17 protein-coding genes are annotated in these 16,393 nt (G+C 62.2%); 10 read left to right on the plus strand and 7 right to left on the minus strand.

All coding sequences use genetic code 11. From position 1 onward, the window contains the following. Positions 1-120: 120 nt before the first annotated feature. The 10 genes from IVA79_RS23360 (at position 121) to IVA79_RS23405 (ending at position 10,360) form a co-directional block, all read left to right on the plus strand. The gene (locus tag IVA79_RS23360; RefSeq protein WP_247557116.1) at positions 121-1,116 is read left to right on the plus strand and encodes an ABC transporter ATP-binding protein; all 996 of its coding nucleotides are present in this window, start codon (positions 121-123) and stop codon (positions 1,114-1,116) included. Then, positions 1,109-1,804, plus strand: coding sequence for an SDR family NAD(P)-dependent oxidoreductase (locus IVA79_RS23365; RefSeq protein WP_247557118.1), 696 nt, complete (start codon positions 1,109-1,111; stop codon positions 1,802-1,804). Before IVA79_RS23360 ends, IVA79_RS23365 begins: the two co-directional genes overlap by 8 nt. Next, positions 1,801-2,088 carry a (2Fe-2S)-binding protein gene (locus tag IVA79_RS23370; RefSeq protein WP_247557120.1) on the plus strand — a complete coding sequence of 96 codons (288 nt, stop codon included), beginning with the start codon at positions 1,801-1,803 and terminating at the stop codon, positions 2,086-2,088. The genes IVA79_RS23365 and IVA79_RS23370 overlap by 4 nt, the downstream gene beginning before the upstream one ends. Beyond that, positions 2,085-3,455, plus strand: a complete 1,371-nt coding sequence (locus IVA79_RS23375) for an FAD/NAD(P)-binding oxidoreductase (protein ID WP_247557122.1) — start codon at positions 2,085-2,087, stop codon at positions 3,453-3,455. Before IVA79_RS23370 ends, IVA79_RS23375 begins: the two co-directional genes overlap by 4 nt. Then, positions 3,452-4,612, plus strand: a complete 1,161-nt coding sequence (locus IVA79_RS23380) for an FAD-binding oxidoreductase (RefSeq protein ID WP_247557124.1) — start codon at positions 3,452-3,454, stop codon at positions 4,610-4,612. The genes IVA79_RS23375 and IVA79_RS23380 overlap by 4 nt, the downstream gene beginning before the upstream one ends. Further along, entirely contained in the window at positions 4,590-6,140 is a 1,551-nt protein-coding gene (locus tag IVA79_RS23385) for an ABC transporter substrate-binding protein (protein ID WP_247557125.1), read from the plus strand. The genes IVA79_RS23380 and IVA79_RS23385 overlap by 23 nt, the downstream gene beginning before the upstream one ends. 31 nt (positions 6,141-6,171) lie before the next feature. Further along, positions 6,172-7,110, plus strand: a complete 939-nt coding sequence (locus tag IVA79_RS23390; protein ID WP_247557127.1) for an ABC transporter permease — start codon at positions 6,172-6,174, stop codon at positions 7,108-7,110. Further along, complete coding sequence (locus IVA79_RS23395; protein WP_247557130.1) at positions 7,107-7,973, plus strand: ABC transporter permease; 867 nt, start codon at positions 7,107-7,109, stop codon at positions 7,971-7,973. The genes IVA79_RS23390 and IVA79_RS23395 overlap by 4 nt, the downstream gene beginning before the upstream one ends. A gap of 14 nt (positions 7,974-7,987) precedes the next feature. After that, positions 7,988-8,944, plus strand: coding sequence for an oligopeptide/dipeptide ABC transporter ATP-binding protein (locus tag IVA79_RS23400; protein WP_247557134.1), 957 nt, complete (start codon positions 7,988-7,990; stop codon positions 8,942-8,944). Between the two features lie 654 nt (positions 8,945-9,598). Further along, on the plus strand, positions 9,599-10,360 hold the full coding sequence (locus tag IVA79_RS23405; protein ID WP_247557137.1) for a hypothetical protein: 762 nt from the start codon (positions 9,599-9,601) through the stop codon (positions 10,358-10,360). A gap of 34 nt (positions 10,361-10,394) precedes the next feature. On the opposite strand, the gene IVA79_RS23410 is transcribed toward IVA79_RS23405, so the two are convergent. From IVA79_RS23410 to IVA79_RS23440, 7 genes are all read right to left on the minus strand, one after another. Further along, positions 10,395-10,931, minus strand: coding sequence for a tetratricopeptide repeat protein (locus IVA79_RS23410; RefSeq protein ID WP_247557140.1), 537 nt, complete (start codon positions 10,929-10,931; stop codon positions 10,395-10,397). 61 nt (positions 10,932-10,992) lie between these two features. Further along, complete coding sequence (locus IVA79_RS23415; RefSeq protein ID WP_247557143.1) at positions 10,993-11,373, minus strand: hypothetical protein; 381 nt, start codon at positions 11,371-11,373, stop codon at positions 10,993-10,995. A 12-nt stretch (positions 11,374-11,385) separates the two neighbouring features. Then, positions 11,386-13,044, minus strand: a complete 1,659-nt coding sequence (locus tag IVA79_RS23420) for a type II and III secretion system protein family protein (RefSeq protein ID WP_247557147.1) — start codon at positions 13,042-13,044, stop codon at positions 11,386-11,388. 455 nt (positions 13,045-13,499) lie between these two features. Further along, the gene (locus IVA79_RS23425; protein WP_247557150.1) at positions 13,500-13,919 is read right to left on the minus strand and encodes a TadE family protein; all 420 of its coding nucleotides are present in this window, start codon (positions 13,917-13,919) and stop codon (positions 13,500-13,502) included. Next, complete coding sequence (locus tag IVA79_RS23430; RefSeq protein ID WP_247557153.1) at positions 13,916-15,253, minus strand: TadG family pilus assembly protein; 1,338 nt, start codon at positions 15,251-15,253, stop codon at positions 13,916-13,918. Before IVA79_RS23430 ends, IVA79_RS23425 begins: the two co-directional genes overlap by 4 nt. 9 nt (positions 15,254-15,262) lie before the next feature. Further along, positions 15,263-15,694, minus strand: a complete 432-nt coding sequence (locus IVA79_RS23435) for a hypothetical protein (RefSeq protein ID WP_247557157.1) — start codon at positions 15,692-15,694, stop codon at positions 15,263-15,265. Positions 15,695-15,745: 51 nt separating this feature from the next. Further along, complete coding sequence (locus IVA79_RS23440) at positions 15,746-16,393, minus strand: methyltransferase (protein ID WP_247557160.1); 648 nt, start codon at positions 16,391-16,393, stop codon at positions 15,746-15,748.

The raw sequence follows: 16,393 nt of genomic DNA on the forward strand, positions 1-16,393 counted from the left end.
CATTACACATAGCGGAAAGACGGGACCTCATGTTTGCACATAGTGGAATATGGCATTGACACGACGCATAGCAAAGACCTGAATAGCAGGTGACGTCCCTCGCTCCGGCAGTCCAGCTCCATGCGCGAACCGGCCTTGCGTGTCGAAGATCTTCGAGTCGAGTTTCGCATTCGTGCGGAGTGGTACGCTGCGGTCGACGGCGTCTCCTTCACAATCGACCGCAACGAGACGCTGGCTCTGGTCGGCGAATCCGGCTGCGGAAAGTCGGTCACCGCCCTCTCCATAATGGGTCTCGTTCCGGAACCGCAAGGTCGCGTATCGGCAGGCCGCATCCTCCTCGACAATACCGATCTGCGAACGATCGATGAGACGAAGTTCGAGGCGCTGCGCGGCGACCGCATGGCGATGATCTTTCAGGAACCGATGACGAGCCTCAATCCGGTGATCAGCATCGGCGCACAGGTTGCCGAGGCGCTGCGCGTCCATCGCGGGATGTCGCGCGCGGATGCGGAAACGAAGGCGCTCGCCGTTCTCGAGGAAGTGAAGATTCCGTCCGCCAGGCACCGCTTCCATGAGTATCCGCATCAATTCTCGGGCGGCATGCGCCAGCGCGTGATGATCGCGATGGCGCTCGCCTGCGAGCCGACGCTGCTGCTGGCCGACGAGCCGACGACCGCTCTCGATGTGACCATCCAGGCGCAGGTTCTCGGGCTGCTCGCTGATCTGAAGGACCGCCACGGCATGGCCATGCTGTTCATCACGCATAATCTCGGCGTCGTCGCCCAGATCGCCGACCGCGTCGCGGTGATGTATGCGGGCCAGATCGTCGAAGAGGCGCCCGTGCAGGAGATATTCACAAAGCCCGCCCACCCCTATACGCGCGCGCTCTTCTCGGCGATCCCGCGCATGGATCGCGCGGAGCAGATGCTCGCTGCCATTCCAGGCCGCGTGCCACCCCTCGATTCCATGCCGAAGGGATGCCGCTTCGCCCCGCGCTGCCCGTTGCGCCGCGAAGGATGCGAGGCGCCGCAGGTTCTGGCAGCCGCCGCCCCACGGCATCTCGCCCGCTGTCACATCGCAACCAACACATTCGCCAAGGAGCTTGCCCGTGCTTGATGCATCCGGCCGGGTCGTGATGGTCTCAGGTGCCTCGCGCGGCATTGGCCGCGCCGTGGTGGAGCGCCTGGTCGCCGGCGGTTACCGCGTCTCTGCCGGTGTGCGCGATTCCCGTGGGTTGGTGGGATCCGACGGACTGATGCTGCATCGTTACGATGCGGAGTCCCTGCCTTCGGCGGAAGCATGGGTTGCGGCGACGATCGACCGCTTCGGCCGGCTCGACGGCCTCATCAACGCTGCCGCGATCAATCCGGAAGCCAATCTCACCGACCCGGACGAGACCGCGCTCGACGCCATGATGCTGATCAACGTCAAGGCGCCGATGCGGCTCATTCGGCTTGCGCTGCCGCACCTTGCCAAGAGCGGTGAAGGACGCGTGATCAACGTCGCCTCGATGTCCGGAAAACGCGTTCGCAATCCCAACGCCGGCTATGCAATGAGCAAGTTTGCGCTGATCGCACTCACCCATGCCGTGCGGCAATATGGCTGGGAGCACGGCATCCGCGCGACCGCGATTTGCCCGAGTTTCGTCGCCACCGACATGACCGCGCATGTCACCAAATGGCCGCGCGAGAAGATGAGCGATCCGCGCGACATCGCTGAACTGATCGCGACGGTCCTGCGACTGCCCAACACCGCGACCATCGCCGAACTGCTGGTCAATTGCCGGCTGGAGGACATGCTATGAGACTGCAACGCCTGGCGGAGACGGACCGGCCCGCCGTGTCATTCATGCTCGACGGTGCGCCGGTGGCCGCGCTCGAGGGCGACAGCCTGCTCACGGCTATCCTCGCCCAAGCCGGCGGCTATCTCCGGGCGAGCGAGTTCGGCGACGGGCTGCGGGCTGGATTCTGCCTGATGGGGGCATGCCAGGATTGCTGGGTGAGCGTCGAAGGCAACGGCCGCGTCCGCGCCTGCACCACCCCGATCGAAGAGGGCATGCGCGTGTCTCGCGGGATGGTGCGGCCATGAGCATCGTCATCGTCGGCGCCGGTCCGGCAGGCACCCGCGCGGCCCAGGTTCTCGTCGGCGCAGGCCTGCGTCCGATCGTGATCGACGAAGCGCCGGAGAACGGCGGACGCATCTATCAACGGCAGCCAAGCGGATTCCACCGTACCGCGCCTACGCTTTACGGCTTCGAAGCCAGGAAGGCACGCGCCATCCACGACGACTTCGACCGCCTGCGCACGTCGATCGACTTCCGCCCGCGAACGCTCGCATGGAACTTGCGGCCGGGCGTCATGGACACAATCTGCGACGGCAAGGCGCGCGCTGTTCCGTTCGCGCAGACAATCCTTTGCACCGGCGCGATGGATCGGGTGATCCCGCTGCCGGGCTGGACACTGCCCGGGGTCTTCACGCTCGGCGGATCCCAGATTTCGTTGAAGGCGCAGGGCTGCGCCATCGGTGCGCGCGTCGCCTTTCTCGGGACGGGCCCCCTGCTCTACCTCGTGGCGTATCAATATGCCCGAGCCGGCGCTCAAGTTACCGCCGTGCTGGACACGACCCCCTTCGCGACGAAGGCGGCGCAGGCGCTGGGGCTGATGCGCGGCGGCGCAACTTTCGCCAAGGGCCTCTATTACATCGGCTGGCTGCGCGCGTGCGGCATCCCCATCTTCGAGGGCGTGACGCCGCTCGCGATCGGAGGTGACGGCCAGGTCGAAAAGCTGAGCTGGCGCGATGCGCGCGGCAGCACGCACGAGGCGGCCGTCGATGCCGTCGCGCTCGGCTTTGGGCTGAAGCCAGAGGCGCAGCTCGCCGATCTCGCCGGCGTGCCCTTCGACTTCGATCCCGTGCAGAACAATTGGGTGCCGCGCAAGGAACAGAGCGGTCAGACATCCATCGACGGCGTATTCCTTGCCGGCGACGGTAGCGGCATTCGAGGGGCCGATCTCGCCGAGGCAGCCGGCGCCCGCGCCGCCTGGGCCGTGCTGGCCGCGCGCGGCCTGGCGGTTGACGCCGACGCCGTGGCGCGCCTCGATGCACGGCTTGCAGCCGGCGCCACCTTCCGCGCCGCATTGGAGCGCGCATTTCCATTTCCGGCCAGGCTCGCGGCCGACATGGCGGACGATACGATCCTTTGTCGCTGCGAGGCGATCACGGCGGGCGAATTGCGCGCCGCCGCGAATGAGGCGCTTGCGACGCTTCCGCCACCGGAGGTCAATCGCGCCAAAGCGCTTACCCGTGTCGGCATGGGACGTTGCCAGGGCCGCGTCTGCGGCGCAGCCGCGGCCGAGATATTGGCCACGACACTGTCCTGCCCGGTCGAGCAGGTCGGCCGCCTGCGCGGGCAGCCGCCGGTGAAGCCGATTCCCATCCTTCCCGCGGAGGCCGCATGAGCGCGATAGCGACCGACGTGTTGATCGTGGGCGGCGGCGGCGCAGGCTGCTCCACGGCCCTGCATCTCGCCAAGCGCAGCGCACGATGCATCCTGCTCGAGCGCGGCCAGATCGGCGGACAAGCGAGCGGCGTCAATTACGGAGGCGTGCGCCAGCAGGGCCGGCATCCGGCGGAATTGCCGCTCGCCCGACGCTCCCGCGACATCTGGACCAGACTGCCAGAGCTCATCGGCACCGACTGCGAATTCGAGGTGACCGGGCACCTGAAGCTGGCGCGCAACCAAGCCGAGGAGGCCGACCTCCTCGCCTATCTCGACCTCGCCAAGGCCAACGGCCTTCCGCTGATCATGATCGGCGGTAACGCCATCCATCAGCAATATCCCTGGCTCGGCCCTGACGTCGTGGCCGGCTCGTTCGCGCCCGATGATGGCGCCGCCAACCCGCGTCTGTTGAGCCCCGCTCTGGCGCGCGCCGCGCGCGATGCGGGCGCCGATATCCGCCAGTTCACGCCGGTCGACAAGCTCGCCCATGACGGCACTCAGTTCATCTTGACATCGGGCGAGCAGGAATTTCGCGCCCGAGTTCTCGTTAACACCGCCGGCTATTGGGGCGGCGCCGTCGCCAAGGCATTCGGCGAGCAGGTTCCAGTGTCGCCACTCAACCCCAACATGCTCGTGACCGAACCGTTGCCCTACTTCATCACGCCGAATCTGGGCGTCGTCGGCGGCGACGTCTACCTGCGTCAAATCAGGCGCGGCAATGTGATCTTCGGCGGGGGCCGCGGGGAGTCCGATCCGGATATTTCGCGTTCGCGGCCGTTGCCGGAACCAAGCTACGCAGTCATGGCGAAGGCGCTCCAGCTCGTGCCACAGCTCGCGGGCGTGCAGGTCATCCGCAGCTGGACCGGCATCGACGGCGAAACGCCGGACGATATTCCGGTCATCGGACCGAGCCGCACGACGCCCGGCCTGTTTCATGCATTCGGATTCTCCGGCCATGGCTTCCAGCTTGGCCCGGCCATCGGTGCCATCATGAGCGAGCTCGTCCTCGACGGCCGCACGGATGTCCCGCTCGAGCCATTCCGTATCGATCGTTTTGCAACGGATCAATCATCCAACCAGCAGGCACAGAGACATGACGCTTCGCATCACGCTTAGTACCGCACTCGCCGCTGCCACCCTCATTGCGACACCTGCTGCCGCAGCACCAAAGACCGATCTGAGGGTCGGCATGGCCGCCCAGGATGTCGGCCAGCTCGATCCTCATCGCGCTGTCAGCACGATCGACCGCACCGTGGTGGCCTGGATCTATAACGGCCTCGTGCGCTTCAAGCCGGGGACCATGGATCCGGCGCAGATCGAACCGGACCTCGCCGAGAAGTGGGAATCGAGCCCCGACAAGCTCGACTGGACCTTCCATCTCCGCAAGGGCGTCAAGTTCCACGGCGACTTCGGCGAGCTGACCGCCGATGACGTCGTCTTCAGCCTGAAGAGAGCCAGCGACGCCAAGACGTCGGCCTTCTCCGCCGACTTCGCCGCATTCAAGACGATCGAGGCAACGGATCCCGCTACGGTCCACATCGTGCTGGCCCGGCAGGTGCCGAGCCTGCTCGGATTGCTCACCAACTACTCCGGCGGCTACATCGTCAGCCGCAAGGCGGTCGAGAAACATGGCGCGGACTTCACCCGCAATCCGGTCGGAACGGGTCCCTTCGCCTTCGTGTCCGACACCCCGAACCAGTCGCTCGAGCTTGCCGCCTTCGGCGGCTATTTCCGCGGCAAGCCGAAGCTCGAGCATGTGAGCTATCGCTACATTCCCTCTGATTCCTCGCGCGACCTCGCCTTCCAGAATGGCGAGATCGATCTGGTTTATGGCAAGCAGGACCAGGCGTGGATCAACCGCATCCGCGCCTTGCCGAACTCGGTCGTCGACGTGTTCGAGCCCGGCGAGCTCGCCAATCTCAATCTCAACATCATGGCGAAGCCGCTCGACGACCTCCGCGTGCGGCAGGCGATCGCCTATGCCGTCAACCGGCCCGAGCTCGTGAAATGGCAGGGCGCCGACACCGCACGTCCCGGCCAGAGCGTGATTCCGGCGGGCTATCTCGGATCGGTGAAGGACGTCGGTCTCGTCAATACGGACATCGCCAAGGCCAAGGCACTGCTCAAGGAGGCCGGCTATCCCGACGGCGTGACGATCAAGATCATCCATACGCAGCTCCCGCAGATGCTGGGCAGCATGCAGGTCGTGCAGGCGCAGCTACGAAAGGCCGGCATCAATCTCGACATTCAGGTCGTCGATCACGCCACCTTCCATCAGCAGATCCGCAAGGATCTGAGCCCGATCGTCTACTACGCTGCGGCGCGCTTTCCCGTGGCGGACATCTACCTGACCCAGTTCTTCCACTCGGCAAGCATTGTCGGAAAGCCGACGGCCGTCACCAATTTCAGCCATTGCGACGTGGCCGACAAGGAGATCGACGCCGCCAAGACCGAGACCGACATCGAGAAGCAGGTCAGCCTCTGGGCCGATGCCCAGAAGAAGATCGTCGCGGCCGTCTGCGCCGTTCCTCTCGCCGAAGCCCTGCAGATCTGGGCGCATCGCACCGACCTCGACTACGGCTACGAGCTGAAGGCGTCGCTGTCGCTCGGCCCGCTCCTCACCGAAGCCACGCAATTCAAATGAGGCGGACGCGACCAGACCACAGGATCACCCGGTGATTGGCTTCATCATCCGAAGATTGCTGGCGTCGATACCGACGCTGCTCGCCGTCTTGACGCTTGTCTTCCTGCTGGTGCGTGTGGTTCCCGGCGATCCGGCAATCGCCATCCTGGGCGATCGCGCCACGCCCGAAACGCTTGCTGCCCTGCGCGCCGAACTCGGCCTCGATCGCTGGATCGGCGCGCAATATTTCGAATTCCTTGGTCATGCCCTGCGCGGCGATCTCGGCACCAGCATGGTAACGCATCGCGCGGTCTGGACCGAAATTGCCGAGGCTCTGCCGCACACAATCGTGCTGACGCTGGCAGCCATGGCGATCGGCTGCCTGATCGGTATTCCCGCCGGCGTCTGGGCTGCCCTTCATCGCAACGGACCGATCGACGTTCTGACGCGCCTGTTGTCATTGCTCGGGCTGTCCTTTCCCGTCTTTGTTTCCGGTATCTTTCTCCTGATCGTCTTCGCGCTGCAGCTGCACCTGTTTCCGGTAATCGGCAATCCGCGCCCTGGCGACTGGATCGACGGCCTGCACAAGCTCGTCCTGCCCGCACTCACCCTCGGCATCGTGATGGCCGCCTATGTCGTCCGCGTGACGCGGAGCTCGATGCTGCAAGTCCTCGGCGAGGATTACATCCGCACCGCGCGCGCCAAAGGCGTGCCACGGCGCAGCATCATCTGGCGTCATGGCTTATCCAACGCCCTGATTCCCGTGGTCACCGTGGTCGGTCTCTATGTCGGCATCCTCATCGGCAATTCGGTGCTCACCGAAATCGTGTTCAACCGCCCGGGCCTCGGCAAGGTGATCGTCAGCGCGCTGACCCAGCGCGACTACACCATGTTGCAGGGCATGATGGTGATCTATTGTTTCCTGATCGTCGTCGTGAACCTGATCACCGACATCAGCTACGGCCTCATCGATCCGAGGGTTAAGCAATGACCGATGTGGCCCTTTCCGCACCACCTTCGCCACGGCGTGCAATGATCGGCCGGCTCGTGAGCAATCCCACGACGGTCGCCGGCGTCGTCCTCTGCTCGATCATCCTAGCCGGCGCGCTGCTGGCGCCATGGCTTTCCCCTCACGATCCACTCGAACAGAACATCGTCGATCGCCTGGCAGGACCCGGGTCCGAGTATCTGCTCGGCACCGACCAGTTCGGCCGTGATGTGCTGTCACGGCTGCTTTGGGGCGCGCGCGTATCCCTGCTGGTGTCCTTTCTTTCCATCGCCACTGCCGTGGTCGTTGGCGGCGCGATCGGCATGATCAGCGGCTATATCGGCGGCCGCTTCGATCTCGTCACCATGCAGGTGATGGATGTCCTGCTGTCGTTTCCGAGCTTGATCCTCGGCATGATCATGGTGGCGCTGCTCGGTTCGAGTGTCACCAATCTCGTCATTGCCATTGCGCTCACGGCGATCGCCCCGTTCGCCCGCATCGCTCGCGCGCCGGTCCTGGTGCTCAAGGAGCGCGCCTTCATCGAGGCCGGCCGCGCGCTGGGTTTCTCGCATCTGCGCATCCTGCTCGTGCATGTGTTGCCCAACATCGTCACCGACCTCCTCGTCATGGGCACGCTCTGGATGGCGACCGCAGTCCGCACCGAGGCTTCGCTTTCCTTCATCGGGCTCGGCGTCAAACCGCCGACGCCGACCTGGGGCGGCATGATGCGGGATGGATTCGAGAACATTCTGGATTCAGCATCGCTGTGCATCTGGCCGGGCCTGGCCATTCTTGTCCTAGTCTTGGGACTGAACCTCGTCGGTGATGGCCTTTGCGACGTGACCGATCCGAAAGCAACCCAATGACTGCGTCAGAAGCTTTGCTCGAGGTCCGCGACCTCGCCAAGCATTTCACGGTGACCAAGGGCTTCCCTCGCCCGGTCACGACCACAGTCCGCGCGGTGGATGGCGTGAGCTTCGAAGTCGCGCGCGGCGAGGCGTTCGGCCTGGTCGGCGAATCGGGCTGCGGCAAGTCGACCGCGGCGCGTGCCGTGTTGCGCCTGATTCCGCCTGATGCCGGTCGCGTGCGCTTCGCTGGCATCGACGTGACCGACGCCCACGGGTCGACGTTGCAGCGGCTGCGCCGCCGCATGCAGGTCGTATTCCAGGATCCCTATTCGTCGCTCAACCCGCGACGCACCATCGGCCAGGCTTTGACGGAACCGCTTCGCGTGCACGGTCTTGCCCGTGGTCGTGCCGCGCGCGACCGCGCAATCTCGTTGCTCGAGGAGGTTGGCCTGCCGCCCTCCGCCTACGACCGCCACCCCCATGAGTTTTCCGGCGGGCAGCGTCAGCGAGTCGGAATTGCCCGCGCGCTGTCCGTCGAACCCGAGCTCATCGTTGCCGATGAGCCCGTTTCCGCGCTCGATGTCTCCGTGCAGGCGCAGGTGCTGCTGCTGCTGAAGGATCTGCAGACCCGGCGCGGCCTGACATTCGTGTTCGTCAGTCACGATCTCGGCGTTATCAGGTGGTTCTGTTCGCGCGTTGCGGTGATGTATCTCGGACGCATTGTCGAGACCGGCTCGGTCTCAGGCGTGTTCGGCGCACCGCGCCATCCCTATACGCGCATGCTGCGTGATGCTTCGCCCATCCCGGACCCGGCCATCCGAGGCCAGCTGCCGCGCATCGTCGGCGAAATTCCCTCCGCCGCCAATCCGCCGACGGGGTGTCATTTTCATCCTCGTTGCCCGCGCGCATCGGATTTGTGCCGCACAGCTTATCCGGAATGGCGCGCTGATGGTGACGGTGGTGTCGCCTGTCACCATCCAGTGGATTGATTGTTCACAGTGATCGTTCGCGCGTTCACGATACAGGCCTTTCCATCTACTTCCGGACAAGACATGCGCGTGCTGAGTTCACCTGTGAAGCTGGTTTTTAGGGAGCGCCCCTGTTGGATATTGTAATAAACGGGATGGTGGCTGGCACCTCCATCGTCCCAGACGGACTGAATCACGACGGGAGCGTTCTGCGCCTTTCGACAGTGATCACATTGGAGAGAGAGTGTGCTCTTCGGCCGACCGTCAAAAACACCGTTTGAAAAACCGTTCTAGTTCGGCCCTCTCAAACGGTTTCTCTCGCTAAGATCTTGATTTATATGGTGGGCGCACCAGGGCTCGAACCTGGGACCCGCTGATTAAGAGATAGCGACGGGCGTAGAACAACCAATAACTTACCGGTCGCACCCTGGGCTTAACCGGCTGAATTTGGGCATTTGTCGCACGATCATAGTGCCCCATTGCACTGTATACGGTCCGCGTGGTCGGAACGTGCTTGACAACTGTTGGTACCCTGTCTCCGGAAGCTATCCTTAGAACGGCTCACGCCGCGGACTGGCGCCTTTTCCGTTCCGATTGATCGAATCCTCGGGTACCCTATTCTATCCGCGTCGGCAGAACTGCTGAAGTTGATGGAAGGCTCCATGGAGAACGCAGATGGGCCGGCTCGATAAGCAGATGGATCCCTTCCACCCTGCCGCTCATCTGACTACGGAGGATCGCGTCCCCGAGGACCTAGAGCTTGAGCAGGTCGACACGGCGTCGTTAGTTGATCCGGCCCGAGATGAAGCCGCCTCGTCGCCCGCGCATTTTGGGTCGGGCCGGGCGGCCGGCGGAACGGGCTCTACAGACTGGATGGACCGAGCACGCCGCATCTGGCGGAGCCATCTCCAGCGCGATCAACTCCCCCGGACGGCCGGAGGGTCGATGGGGAACGTTGAGCGGTGGTTGATCGCATTGCTGAGCGTCGGCTTTGTCGTGAGCTGCGTTTGCGCAATCATTGTCTTCATGGAAGTCAACTCGCGCAAATTGGAGATCGCAACACTGCAACGTGACATCATCGCGCTCAAGCTACGCGTAGCCAGGCTCGATCAGATCGCAAGCACCAATGAGATAAAGACAAGCAGTGAAACATCCAAGCCGCCGTCGGAGACCCGTCCTGACCAGGCTCCGCTCATCCTGTTACGTGAAGAGATTCAGCTTATCCGGGACTATATCAAGCCTGCACCAATTGGAGGCTCCGCGACTGAGACGATCAAGGTCGGCGATCCCGTCGCAGGAGAAACCGTGCCCTTTCCTTTTCCAATCACGGAGAAGGTGCGGAAACTGCTCGGCGCGCGATTTACCGTTCGCAATGGCATCATTGTCATCATGCGCAGCGGCAGCCGTCACGCTGATGCTGTGATCGGACCAAATTGACGAGAACTGGCCGTGATCGCAGTCTCCGGACTACTTATGGCTGGTTGTTTGGTGGTCTTTCAATGAACCGGCGGCTGCCATTGAGAAGCTCGAGGTTATTGGCGATGACCGGATTACCTGGGTCGAGCGAATAGGCCTTCTCGAACTTCCGTCGCGCCGCACTCAGATTGCCGCGCAGCATGTACGAATATCCCTGGTCATTCAGAATCTGAACGGTTTCGCCTCCCAGCCGGATCGCTTGGGCATAGGCCTGATCGGCCAGGTCGAAACGACGCTGCTTGTCGTAGCTCGCTGCGAGACCAATCCAGGCCGTGACGTCCTTGGGTGATTTCTCGACGGCGTCCTTGAAATAGCGCTGTGACAGTCCGTAACTGCCGCGATTGTAATGCTCCAGGCCCAGCCGCACAGGCTCGTCCGACGGGTAGTACTTGACGTCAGTCGGCTCCTGAACCGGGTCCCCACCCGGTGGCTCGACGGGAGCCACGATGGCGGCCTCCCTCAGCGTCTGGTCGCAGGCCGCAAGGCCTGGCGCCAGCAAGCAACAGGTCAGCAGTAGAATGGCACGTCGCATAATTTTGTCCCCCGCCCGGCCCAGCGGACGCACTGCACCGCACTCAAACGCATCGCTAAATTTACTTGGGCGGCCCGTTGATAGTCTGGTGGATATTCTCGTCGGTAGTAATATTCTGGTTGGTCGTCACGGGAGGCGGCTGCCCCATTAGTTTCCCCGCATCGCCAATATTGGGAAGCTGATCTTTCGGCTGATCGGAGCGATGATAGCGGTACACAGCCGCGCCAGTTCGTTGAGCGTCGTACGCGATCCGGCGATCGCCGACGTATCGCGGCCATGGATGGATTGTATGGGTGACCGAGTTGACCTGCTTGGCATCGCCGGCGGTCATCGTGATGCTGTTGGAACGCTGAAAGTAGCGGTCCACCTCGTCATGACCGGCGACGCCGTAACATCCCCCGAGCAGGATGGGCGCAAACAGAACCAGATACCTGATCGTCATCTCGCGCGTCCTCTAGTTTAGAGTTTTGACGACCGTCTGATCGGCACTAGCGGCCGGGACGACGACGGGGGCCCGGACTTCAGGCGCGATGATGTGGCCATACGGTCCCTTCACCTCGCCTCCGGAATTGACGTAGTCATGGTAACGCTTGCGGACTTCCATCTGACCATTGAGGAAGAAATCGACGTCGTTGGCCGGCAGGCGGGAGTCGAGCGGCGAGGCCAGTTGCTGACCGGGTGCAGCCGGCGCGACCAGGCGCGGCGTCACGATGATCACCAGATCGGTTTCTTCCTGCTGATACGATTTGCTGCTGAACAGGCTTCCAATCACCGGCACCGAGCCGATCCAAGGCAACTGCGAGACGTCCTGGCGATTACGGGTCTGGAGCAGGCCGGCGATGGCAAAGCTCTGGCCATCGCGCAACTCCACCGTGGTTCGCGCGTCGCGACGGGTCAGCGCAGGAACGGTCGTCCCCTGGATCGTCACCGCGTTGGCGAAGTCAAGTTCGCTGACCGACGGCTCGACCCGAAGATTGATCACACCGCGCGAGAGCACAGTGGGGACGAAGGCGAGCTCAACACCGAACTTCTTGTAGTCAATTGTGATGGTGGGAAAGCCGTTTGTCGTCTGAGTCGGTATCGGTACTGGAAACTCACCGCCGGCGAGAAAGCGGGCGGCATCGCCGGACAGCGTGGTCAGATTTGGCTCCGCCAGCCGGCGCGCCAATCCTTTGGTTTCCAGCGCCGAGATCAATAAGTCCACGGAGCCGCCGCTGCTGGTCCTGATCACGCTGGTCAACAAGCTTCCGAACGGGGCCGGCGCGATGCCTCCTGCTGTACCGGCGAGCGTTCCCAGAGTTCCGAGGATCGGAAGACTGCCCGTAGGAGAAGCGCCAACGGGCGTACCGCCAGCATTACCAGTGGGGTTTTGGACCGTATTAATACCACCGATCGGCCGGCGGCCCGTCGCGCTAGTTGCACCACCAAGCCCCGAATTCCCAACATTGGTCCCGTTGGCATTCGCCGCATACAGATTGACGCCCAGATTGCGTCCAGCCTCCCGGCTCACCTCGAGAAAGCGCACCTCGAGCATCACCTGCTGCGGCGCCGCGACACTCATGGCGTTTACGACGCTGCCTTCGGGGGCTGTGCCTTTGGCAATTGACATTGCCCGCTCGGCGGCGATGGCATCAATTGCCATCCCGCTCAGGACGACCTGGCCTTCGGACGCAGAAACGCGAATGCCGCGGGCTCCTGTGCTGGATTGGATGTTCTGCTGGAGATTGCCGGTGTCGATCGTGACCTCTACATCGAGGATCCCGATCTGCTTCATCGAATTGTCGAACAGGATGACGTTGGTGGTGCCGGTCCGCTTGCCCTGCACGTAGATGAGGTGATCGCTCAGCGACTTCACGTCGACGATGTCAGACGAGCCCGCCACGATCGTCGCAAAGGCCGTGTCGACCTTGAAGGTACGTGACTTGTTGACGACGAGCTTTACCCGCTGGACGTCGTTCATCTCGCTGACGATGACACCGCCGGAGGAGCCCCGCCGGTCTGCAGCCGCCGCGCGGTCAGTGAACCCGGAGGAGGCGAGTGCCGCGCCCAGACCCATCACGCCGAAGGCGAGAAGCCTTCCGACCTTGTTACCCGAAACGCGATCGCCACTCATCCGAGTCCCCCCACTGCGATTCACGGAGATTCCCGCGAATCTACGTGCTCGACGTCCTCAACATTTCCCCTCTGCGCACCACGTGCAGAGCTTACAATCTGTCCCACTACAATTCGTTACTTCTCGTTACTTCGTGTTTCCAAGATCATCCTCCCTCATGCAGGCAGCTTGCAAGACGAGATGCTTACCCCACAACCGCAAGCAGAAAGAAAACTCTTCAATGTTGCCAGCGCGCACCATTCCCGCTGGCTGTGGGGAACCGACCCGCAGCACGACTGCCGTTGGCGCGCGCTCGCATCGCGGCTTTGCCATCGCAGGACATTCGGTCGCACGCTCGGAGATTCGCTTGGGCGAGCGCAAATCACGCTGGTGCAATTCCGCACCCGCGCGTTTGGCTAAACTCGACCCACTTAGTTCCCGTGCGAAACATGTCAGGTGTGCTGCCATATTCGCCGCTAGAAGGGAATCTGGTTGGAGGCGCTCGGCGCATTGAGCGCTGTGCCCCATATGGGCATCAGCATCGTAAAGTTTGCCTGGGAAGCTGTAACACTCAAGCTGTTGCTGTTGGCCCCCACGGTCAGCGTTGGCGTGAGACCTCCAAAAAACAGGAAGGGGGCCGCGTTCTGCTTGGCGGTGGTGGACAGGGGATCCCCGGTGCAGCCGGCCGGCGACTGCGGCGGGCTTTGAAGCAGGGCAGGCGTGTAGCAGCTAATCATGACCGCACGGGCGCCAGCGCTCGCGAGCGTCCGCAAGGATTGCATCGTAATGGCATAGCGCCCAAGATCGAAGATGACGAACATCAATGTGAAAAGCGCCACGGACACCATAATAAATTCAAACGGCGCCATACCGCGATTGTCGAGCTTTCTCATCATTGCACCAAAGCGACAACTTGGGTGTAAACGATGGTGGCGGGAGCGCAGCCTTCCGTGCTGAGATAGCCGCCACCGCTCATGTCGATCGTTTTCGCGATCACTTGCGAACAGGTCGTATTCGCACTTGAAGTCGTACCGGCCCAGCTAACGTCGACCTTGGGGAAGTAGATAGCCCCGCCCAGGCTGACCTGACCGCCACCGTTTATGGTGACTTTGTTGCTGGTCTTGCTGGGAGCCTGATCATCAATCAGGACGCCATTCAGATCGGAAGAGAACGTGTTAGTGGTGGGTGCGGAGAGATCAGCCGTACCCCCGTTGATGGTAAGCTGCGAATCTCCGAGCAACACCAAGGTTACGCCTGTACCTTTGAGTTGTCCGCCGGTCATCTTTATATTTGCTTTGTAGAAGAAATATGTTCCCGGGTCCAAAACGTACTTGTCGCCGTTCTGCACGGTGAAATTCCCATACGCTCCAGTCCCGGCGCTATTTGGCGCGCAATGCTTCCAGCCATCCCCCTGAAGGGTGCATGGCATATTTGTATTGCCCGTCCTGCTGTTGAACGATGCGGTGTCCAGTTTGCTGAGCGGATTGCTAGCGTACGTCATAAAATAATTATACGGCACGCCAATATTGCTGCAGCTGCCTGAGGGGGTGCAGCCACTTACACCATAAACTGCCCATCCCGAGCCGGTGAACGTTGGAGTGCTGGCAAGTTGAACACTGGTATCCGACATCAGAGCGCAGCCAGTTCCGTTGTTGCTGAGGTTACCAGCAAGCTTGAGTGCCCCTGAGTCAGGTCCAAGCGCCAGGACGCAGGCTTTGGTCGGCTGCTGAACCAGTGCAATGGCTTGGGCGGGGATGTTGACGGTGGTCAAGCCCAGCACGGCCGCCAGGTACGCCGGTTGTTGCTGGCTGACTCTGGCGCGAACGGCGTTGCCCGTACCAGCAACGGGCGTTGTAAACGTGCCCGCATTGTAGTTGCCGATATCGATCTGCACGGCCCGCGAGATTCCGCTCGGAAGACTAGGCGAACACGTGGTGCCAGGATAAGGCGTGCTGTCGTTCGGGCTGGAGTTGCAAAACCCGTTTTGGGCCGCGAATTCCTTGGCTTCATAATCCACTGAGTGCGTGCTGCAGGCCGCACCCGCCATCGTGCACGCAAGCCGCAAGGCGCCCGAATAGGCCGCTGAGTCGGCGGCGTTTTGCGCGTGCTGGCGGGTGACGTACCACGATCCGGCCTCGGCCCCGAGTGCAACTGCTCCGATCAGTGGCACGAGAGCGATGACTGTTGCGAATGCGACGGAGCCTCGTTGGGAACGGAGCAGACTACGCATGGAAGCCCCCTACTGGAAGCGTTCTGAGTGTGGCAGCGTGTAGGTACAAGTGGTCGGACACAGCACCCCTCTCCACACAATTGGAGCCAAAGTGATGGTTGTCGAAAATGTAATGTACCTGGGAAAAGCTAGATTGCCTGGCGAACAGGTGGCTCCTGCGTCTCCGCACAAAACCTGAATGTTGCTGATCGCATGACCAGCGACTGTCGTCTGTAGCCCCGTCTTCCAGCTCACCGTGCCGTCAGGAGCGAGCGGACTAGCGTACTGCACATACTGCCCGAAGGAGCGCAACGCGCTCCACGCTGAGATGAACTGGAAGCCCGCAGCTGCCAAGTCGGCGAGCGGCATGAGCAGGAACACCACCAAAACTGGGTAGACGATCAATGTCTCAAACGCGACGGCGCCGCGTTGATCCAAGATGAACGACTTCCTGTGGCTCATGAGTTGACCTCGACCGATACTCACCCTTCCGATCGTCGACCGGAACAGCACTCACCAAACGTAGGGGATCACTCTCCAGCGCGATGCTTCGTAAGCTGAATATTCAGGGCAGTTGCGACGAAGCAGGTCCTCTTCGTAATAAATTCGGCAAATCTGGACGCCAATATGCAAGACGAGCAAGACCGCTGTCAGCGGCGTCGGGCTTCTCAGCACCACCCCCAACACCGCGATTTCTTCCGCAAGGTAGAGCGGGTGCTTGATCCACCGATATGGACCCGTTTGCACCACGTTGCGCGCCTGCGGCACCAGACTGAACGACCTGCCAAGATGTCGGATGGTGACCAGCATCATGATCATGCCGATCAACACGCACGCGGTGGACGCCAGGTTTGGCAACGCCTTGTCGGTTTCGCCGAAGAAGGCGATCGTCCACGGCATATAGGTGCCCACGAACGCCGCTATCCTTGGGAGACGGCCGGTCGCTTTCGCCTTCGCCGGGGGCCGCGTGATGACCAACAGCGCCAGGAGCACGTAGAAAACAGCGAGGCAAATACTCGACAGGAGCGACGGCCAGGGATCATGAGCCGATGATCCGATCTTGATGGCCACGCCAAGCGCCAGCAAGATGAACCACATGCCGCCGAACAGTTGCATTGTCCGATCGTAGGAGGACGTTTTCGAAAGGGCAATCGTGCTCAT

It is taken from the genome of Bradyrhizobium sp. 138, from assembly GCF_023074075.1.
Taxonomy (GTDB): domain Bacteria; phylum Pseudomonadota; class Alphaproteobacteria; order Rhizobiales; family Xanthobacteraceae; genus Bradyrhizobium.